Here is a 7,892-nt window from a genome sequence, read left to right on the forward strand (position 1 = left end):
CAGATAGGTTTTCAGTTTCCGGGTACACCGTCTGGCGCGGTCATACAACCTGGCGTCGGTGGGAAAGCGAATATCTTTTTCCTGTACGGTCGTGTCCACGTTGACCCGTTTGAGCTGGTGGGGCTTGACCGCTTTGGCTAGTTTTACTAGCCCATGCCCGGGATCGATGATTTTCGTGAGCTCAGGTCGGAACAGATCTCTTTGCCTGTTTTTGTGTGCAGATGGCTTGGGTTTCATGGCTAAAATTTGCGAGAAATGAGTGGATAAAGGGTTGAAATCTTGCAAATAACATAGCACAAAATGGGTTATTTTACCAATGTTTTCTGATAGATAAATGTTTTTTGAGGACCGACTGAGATAGTCACTGTTGCTGGTTGTAGAAACACCGGTCTGATACTGACGACGATTCCTGCAAGACAAATATATAAAATGGAGTCAATGGGTTGTTGTCGGCACGGATTCGACGTATCAAGATAAAGGTGATTCCGAGGCACAACGACGCTAAAAGCCCCAAAAAATGTCCCCGCTGGACTCCACTGCCAAGCTGCCCCGACCACAATGCCAGTGCCGCCCCGAAGCAAGCTGCACCGATCAAACGTTCATGGATTAGTTTTTGATAAACAGCTGCTGAGGAAATTCAATAAATTTCTCACACCCGCTGTCTGTGATCAGCACCGGTTCGCTGCATTCAAAGCCGTAACTATCCAGCCAGATGCCCGGCATGAAGTGAATGGTCATGCCAGGCGCCAACACCGTTTTATCGCCCGGCCGAAGGCTCAGCGTATGTTCGCCCCAGTCCGGCACATAATTCAGCCCGTATGAATAGCCGACCCGTGAGGGTTTGACCACACCGGTGTGGGCGATGGCCGCCCGCCAGCGCGCCTCCACCTCTTCGGCCGTTACACCCGGGCCGATAAATTGGAGCGTCTCCTGCAGGCCGGTCACCACGCCATCGGCGGTTTTGAGAAGATCGTCTGGCGGGTCGCCGAGGAAGAGCGTGCGGGAAAGCGGCGCGTGATAACGATGTCGAGCGCCGCATAGTTCCAGCAGCACCACATCGCCTTGGGCGTACTGACGGTCCGGATCATAGGTCAGGTGTGCGGTAGATGTCCTTTCCGCCGAGGGCATGATCGGAAAAATCGCCGGGGGTGCGCCGCCGAATTCATCGGTGCCGGCAATCTGGGCTGCCGACACCATGGCAGCCACATCTTTTTCCCATACACCGGGTGAAATTTCGTCGATGGCGGTCTGCATGACCTTTTCGCATATGCGCGACGCCTGCCGCATATAGGCGATCTCCGCATCGGATTTGACGATTTTGACCCAGTTGACCAGATTGGTGGCGTCCATCAGGTTCGCCCCGTTCAACTCCTCCTGCAGGGTGAGATACATCCGGGCACTGAACCAGTAACCATCCATCTCCAGGCCCAGGCGTTTATCTGCCAGGCCCTTGTCACGCAGCAGTTGGGCCACGTAACGCATGGTGTGGGTGTAGCGCGACTGCACATACTCATCCGGGTAGCCGAAAATGCATTCATCCGGCAGCCAGGTGGTCAGCCGTGCACCGTTGGCATCCTGCTGCCGACCGAACCACATCGGATCATCGGCATCCAGAGAGAGGATAACCCCCTGGTGAACGTAAAAAGACCAGCCGTCATAACCGGTCAGGTAGTTCATGTTGGCCGGATCGTTCACCAGCAACAGTTCCATACCGCGCCTGTCCATCATCTCCTTGGTTCGTCGAATCCGGCGGGCATACTCGTTTACGGGAAAGATCATTTTTTTTTGCATGACCCTCTCTCCAGAACTCGTTAACTGATTGACCTGATAACGATTTCGCTTGGCAGAGAAACCGTGTTCAGGTCGCGGGTTGTATAGAGGCCGATCAACAGCCCGCGATACAATCAATCTCCACGTCCAACCCAGCATCCAGTCCTTTGACGGCCATTGCAATACGCGCTGGCGGATCATGTGGGAAGAATTTCCGGTAAACCGTGTTCATCTCTTGCTTGTGCTCCCATTCAGACAGGTAAACATTGACTTTCAGCACTTTATCTAGTCCTGAACCGGCGGCCGCCAAAATATACTTGATATGGGTCAGGATGCGCTCCGTTTGAGAAGCTACCGAATCCTTAATCGGTTGGTGCGTTACCGGATCGTCTGATGTTTGTCCGGAAACGAAAACCAGGTTGCCATATTTGATCGCTTGGGAATATGGGCCCGGTTCGGGTGCTTTCTCACTATACACAATCTCTTTTTGCATGGTTTGCCTCCTGATTATTTTTCTTCAGCCCACTTGATATCTTTGATTACCGCATCCAAGACTTCCTTTGCCCCTTCACCACCCATCTTCAAGTATTTTTGGCGGAGCGGTTTAGCTTTTTCCTTGAAAACGGCAATCTCCTCATCTGTCAATTCAATATACTTAATGGTTGGCTTGGCCCTCAAGATCATCTGCTTGCGTTCTTCGTTCAACTTGGGCTCTAAATCGAAAATATGTTCATCGGCGCTTTCAATGGCATCGTCTATCAGCGCCCGAATATTCCCAGGCAGTTGCATGATGAATTCATGATTGGCGGCAAAAGTGCAGATAAACGGCAGCTGATCGGCTTTAATCATGTAATCCTGGACTTCGTAGAACTTCATTTCCTGAATAGCGAAAAAGGGCTGCGTTTCAGCATCAATTCTACCGACGTCGAGATTGTAATAAATCTGATCGTAGGGGGTGGTTATCACGTAAGCGCCATAGAGGCGATAAGCCGTAATGAGAAACGGAGAGGACATGACCCGAAAGGTAAGCCCTTCGAAATCAGCAGGTTTCCGCAGTGGTTTATTGGCCGTCCATATCTGCCAGCCTTCTTCGATAATCGACAGCAGTTCCAGTTGGTTTTTTTGGTAGTATTTTCCAAGCACTTTATATGTGTTCGGTCCTTTGCGCAGGATTTTTTCAAGAAGGCTGGAATCTGTCGGGAAAAGGTAGTGAATGGAAAAGACCTGAGCCTCGGGGATATAAGCGCCCAGGTGTCCAGGTGATTGAAAGGCAAACTGTAGATCTCCTTTTTGCAGAAGTTTCAGGATATCACCAGAAGTGCCAAGTTCTCCATAAAAATGGATTCGGCAGTTAATCTTTCCGTTGGATTTTTCCTCTAAAATTTCAACAAACCTTTTGACGTACTCATGTTGCATGCTGCCTTCAATCTCTTCCAGAGCCACTCGCCACTCGTATTCGACCGCCATGGCGGGCCCGGTGAATCCATAGATTAGAGCGCAACCAACAAGTATCAACATAAGCGCTGTTTTTTGTCTCATGGCTGACTCCCTTTTACATCTGAAAAAGAAGACACTCCCCGTTCTCGCCCACTGGAAAGCCTGCTTTGAATGATGCGAATATATTCATCGGAATCGATACTGCTTCCGGAAAGCAATGCAACAACTTTTTTACCTTTTACATTGATCTTTCGATTCAAGAGGGCACCGATACCGACGGCAGCGGCACCTTCTACGATCAACCGATGCCTATCGAAAAGATAAAACATACCGTCTTTAATTTCCGCTTCAGAGATCAAGAGATGTTCATCCGTAAATTTTTCAACCATCGACAACGTGTATCTATTCTCATCGCCGATACCGCCCAATAGCGAATCGGCGATGGAGTCTTTTTCCTCAACATGAATGGGCCTACCGGCGCTTAGACTTTCCAGCATAGCTGGAGACTGCTCGAGTGAAACGCCCACGATATGAATGCCCGGATTGATGGTTTTGGCGGCCATCGCGATTCCTGCCAATAGACCACCGCCTGAAAGCGGTATCATCAACACATCAGTATCGGGAAGCTTTTCCATAATTTCAAGCGCGATGGTTCCCTGGCCGGCAATGATCAGCGGATCGTCAAATGGGACCACCGGGACAAGTCCCTCGGAGATGGTCAACGCCTGATAGTTCTTTTCGGCTTCATCCTGGGAGTGGCCTTTTACAGACACTTCCGCCCCGAGTTTCCGAATTGCCGCCATCCGGTAGGGAGCGACATGCTCCGAAAGGCATACCACCGCCTTGATACCCGTTTTCCCGGCCACGTAAGCGACTGCTTTGCCGTGATTGCCTGTCGAAAAGGTGATCACACCGCGCAGTTGAGCTTTGCCATCGAGGCTGAGGATTTTATTGGCCGCCCCCCGCACCTTGAAGGCCCCGGTGTTCTGCAGGTTTTCCATTTTCAGATGAATACTTTGAGCGCCAGTTCCTGAGGCCAACTCAACCGCGGCCATCAGCGGGGTTTGCCTGATCATGGGTCGGATACGGCGTTGGGCCTGGTAAACGTCAAGCAGGGTTGGCATTTGCTTCATGGTTAATCCTTTACCCACTTATCCACCCATGGCCATGTTCGGCAAAAACAAGGCGATTTGAGGGAAGACAATCAGGATGATTGTCGCCAGAATGAGAATCAGCAAAAATGGCAGCGCATGGCCGATCACTTCGAGGTAAGGTCGCCGGAATATGAGTTGGGCAGTGAAGATATCGCATCCGAAGGGCGGCGTAGCCGAACCGATGGCCGCTTGCAGCGTCACCAAGGTTCCCAGCAAGATGGGGTCGACACCCGCGCTAACGACATAGGGTTGAAAAATGGGACTGAGGATAAATATGGCCACGATGGGGTCCACAAACATACAGGCAACAAAATAGACAACGCAGACGATGGTAATCACCCACAACATCGACGGATCGGTTCCGAAAAGCGGCGGCAGCAGCTTGGCCGGAATCTGCAGGAAACCGATCAAAAAGGAAAATGCCTGGCCGGCGCCGACCAGAATGAAGACCACGCCGGTAATGACACCGGTCTGTAAAAACGCAGCCACGATACGCTCAAAGGTCAGGCTTTTATAGACAATCGTTTCCAGGATCAGCGCATAGAGCACGGCTGCGGCAGCGGCCTCGGTGGGGCTGAAGAATCCCGCATAGATGCCACCCACGATGATCATGGGAAACCCCATGACCGGCAGGCCATCCCTGACCGCTGCCAACCGCTCGGTCCAACTCGCCTTGGCAAGGGTGGGAATCTTTTTAACTTTTGAGTAGGCGTAGCAATAAATGGAGAACATCGCCAGGATCATCAGACCGGGAAAGATACCGGATAGAAAAAGCATTCCGATGGAGGTGCTGGTGGCCACACCGTATACGATAAACCCGATGCTGGGCGGAATCAAAAAAGCGATGTCGCTGGCGTTGATGATCAACCCCAAAGTAAACGAGCTTTTATAGCCGGCTTCCAGCAGCATGGGCCGCATGGTGCCGCCGATGGCTGCCACCGTGGCTTGGGTGGACCCCGATACGGCACCGAAGAGCGTGCAGCTGGCATTGGTGGTGATGGGCAGGCCGCCGGGCAGATGGCCGACGAAGACCTTCAGCATGCGAATCAGGCGGTTGGCGGACTCACCCGATGTGATGATGCTGGCGGAAAGAATGAACATGGGCACGCACACCAGCGCCGGAGGCGTCACGCCGGTAATCACCTGCTGTACCATGGTGATGATCATCTTCGGCGCAAAATCGGGCATATACACGTATAAGTACAGGATCAATGAGCCTAGCAGCGTGACCATGAAAGGAAACCCGAACAGCAGCATGGTTGCCAGTGAGATTCCGAAAAGTGTCATATCTGCGCGCCTCCGATTTCTTCATCTTCGTATTCGCTCTGCTGGTCCGGACTCTGCCAGGGGTCCTTTTCGATGAAATTTTTTAGTATCGTGCGGATGTACTGGATGCAGGCAAGCCCGAAGCCAATGGGAATAATTACATAAAAGGTCCAACTGGGCACCTGAAGTGCGGGGGTCATGTGCCCTTTGGACATGGCGTTGATCAAATATTCCCACGAGGCCCAGGCCATGATCGCCATCACGACGGCGCTGACCAAGGAGATGATGATGATAAACGTTTTTTCCATTTTTGGCGGCATGGAATCCAGAAAGGCCCCCATACGGATGTGGCGCGCTTTACGAACGCCGTAACTCACACCGGTGAAGGTCATCAACATCACCAAAAACTTGGACACCTCTTCGGCAAAATAAATACTTTGGAAAAACGTGCGCGCCAACACATTAACGATCAATAAGATGCCCAAAGATGCTACGCAAAAGACCAGAATAGAGACTTCCACCGCATTGACCACCTTGCCCACGGCGCGGTTGAACCTTCGCAGAACACCAGGTTTAGCCGAATTTTCAGTGTCTTTTTTCATGGATTTGACCTCAGGTGCTGGAGCGATTGGTTCTGCCGCAGCCTTGGCGGCCGCGGCAGAACCAATTTACTCGGTTATTTAATGTTGAGGGCTTTTTTGGCATTCTCGATGTCTTGCAGCATGGCATCCAGGACGGCCTTGGCGCCCTCTCCCCCGATTTGGGTATATTGCGGATAGACCGTTTCAGCCTTCGCTTTGAATGTGGCAATGGTCGCATCGTCGAGGACGTTGATTTTCAGCGACGGTTTGGCCGCCTTCATCTTCTCCAAATCCGAAGCGTTGCGCTCGGTGATCCAGTTGCCGGCGGGGACGATGGCCTCGATCCAGAACTTGCGCATCTCCTCCTGGGCGTCTTTGGTCAGGCCGTCGAAAAAGGCTTGGTTGACCGTGGGGATGCCGATGAACGGTTCGCTTTTCAATTGGGTGAGGTGGTCCTGCACCTCATAAAACTTCATGCTGTAAATGGCGAACAGCGGGTTCACCTGGGCATCGATCAGTCCCATCTGTAGGCCGCTGTAAACTTCCCCATAACTCATGGGGGTGGGGCTGGCACCGTAAGCCTTGTAGTCCTCAACAAGCAATTTAGAAGACATCAGCCGCAGCTTTAGTCCCTGCATGTCATCCAGGGACTTGATCTCCTTATCCGACGTAACCCACTGCCAGCCTTCGAACATGATCGCCAGCGGCACGAGATCGTTTTTACGGAAAGCTTTTTCCAGCAGCGGCAAAAACTCACCATTTTTGGCCATCCAGTCGAGGACTTCGGGCACCTTTTCGGTGGGAAAGATGTAGTTCAGCGCAAGGGCCTGGGCCTGGGGCACAAAGGAGCTGATCCAGGCATGATCGGAAAAGACGAATTGAACGACGCCCATCTGGGCTAGCTCATTGATGTCGCCGGTATTGCCCAGCGTGCCGTAGGGGTATACTTCGATGTCGATTTTACCGCCGGACCATTTTTTCATGTGGTCAGAAAAATTCCTGGCCCAGACGGTCATGAAGTCACCTTCGATCTCTTCCGAGGCCAGTTTGGCTTTGACCGCCGGTCCGGTGTAGCTGGCGGCCATAGCGGTGCCAAAGAGGGTGATAATAAAAACGGCAGTTAACAGCAAAATGATTCTCTTCATGGTCCAACTCCTTTCATCTGCAGCTCGTTGGAACGAGCCTGCGGCTATTGAGATTACATGTCAGTTGTGTGTCGTGTCCCGTGTTCACCTCCCTTTACAATTCCGGTTGTGTTGAAATAATTCAGCGCACCATGCACAAGCATGGCCACCCCGTTTGATAGGACGTCTTCGTCGATGTTAAACCGTGGGTTATGATGGGAAACGGTCGTGCCCTTCCGCACGTTGCCGGCACCGAGAAACATAAACACCCCGGGGACGCGCTCGCTGAACTCCGAGAAGTCCTCGCTGGCGCTGGTGACGTTGTCGATGACGGCATCTTTCCCGCCGAACACCGCTTCTGCGGTCCTGCGGGCCAGCAGGGTCATTTGCGGATCGTTGATCAACGGGATGTTCTCGTGGGTGATGTCGATCTCGCAGGTGCAACGGTGCGTGCGGCAGACCTGCTCACTAATCCGCACGAACCTTTCAGTCGGCTGCTCGATGCTGTCGGGACCTCCCTTGTATAAAAAGCGGATAGAGCCTTCCATTTCAACCTTGTC

General features: G+C 52.2%; 8 protein-coding genes and 1 pseudogene. All 9 read right to left on the minus strand.

Going from position 1 to position 7,892, the window contains the following annotated elements; all coding sequences use genetic code 11:
• Positions 1–237: pseudogene (locus tag ABYV26_RS16135) on the minus strand (hypothetical protein); the annotation flags it as partial.
• 369 nt (positions 238–606) lie between these two features.
• Positions 607–1,791: a M24 family metallopeptidase gene (locus tag ABYV26_RS16140; RefSeq protein WP_372682382.1), complete on the minus strand. Its 1,185-nt coding sequence runs from the start codon at positions 1,789–1,791 to the stop codon at positions 607–609.
• Between the two features lie 94 nt (positions 1,792–1,885).
• A complete protein-coding gene (locus tag ABYV26_RS16145) occupies positions 1,886–2,263 on the minus strand; it encodes a RidA family protein (RefSeq protein WP_372682383.1) in 378 nt (125 codons plus the stop codon).
• Positions 2,264–2,277: 14 nt separating this feature from the next.
• A complete protein-coding gene (gene dctP, locus ABYV26_RS16150) occupies positions 2,278–3,309 on the minus strand; it encodes a TRAP transporter substrate-binding protein DctP (protein WP_372682384.1) in 1,032 nt (343 codons plus the stop codon).
• A complete protein-coding gene (locus tag ABYV26_RS16155) occupies positions 3,306–4,340 on the minus strand; it encodes a pyridoxal-phosphate dependent enzyme (RefSeq protein WP_372682385.1) in 1,035 nt (344 codons plus the stop codon). Before ABYV26_RS16155 ends, dctP (ABYV26_RS16150) begins: the two co-directional genes overlap by 4 nt.
• A gap of 18 nt (positions 4,341–4,358) precedes the next feature.
• A complete protein-coding gene (locus ABYV26_RS16160) occupies positions 4,359–5,648 on the minus strand; it encodes a TRAP transporter large permease (RefSeq protein WP_372682386.1) in 1,290 nt (429 codons plus the stop codon).
• Complete coding sequence (locus tag ABYV26_RS16165; protein WP_372682387.1) at positions 5,645–6,229, minus strand: TRAP transporter small permease; 585 nt, start codon at positions 6,227–6,229, stop codon at positions 5,645–5,647. Before ABYV26_RS16165 ends, ABYV26_RS16160 begins: the two co-directional genes overlap by 4 nt.
• Before the next feature lie 74 nt (positions 6,230–6,303).
• Positions 6,304–7,353, minus strand: coding sequence for a TRAP transporter substrate-binding protein DctP (gene dctP / locus ABYV26_RS16170; protein ID WP_372682388.1), 1,050 nt, complete (start codon positions 7,351–7,353; stop codon positions 6,304–6,306).
• A 53-nt stretch (positions 7,354–7,406) separates the two neighbouring features.
• Positions 7,407–7,892 (minus strand): M20/M25/M40 family metallo-hydrolase (locus tag ABYV26_RS16175; RefSeq protein ID WP_372682389.1); only part of this gene is annotated, 486 nt, incomplete at its 5' end.

Source organism: Desulfosarcina sp. (genome assembly GCF_041551955.1).
Classification (GTDB): domain Bacteria; phylum Desulfobacterota; class Desulfobacteria; order Desulfobacterales; family Desulfosarcinaceae; genus Desulfosarcina.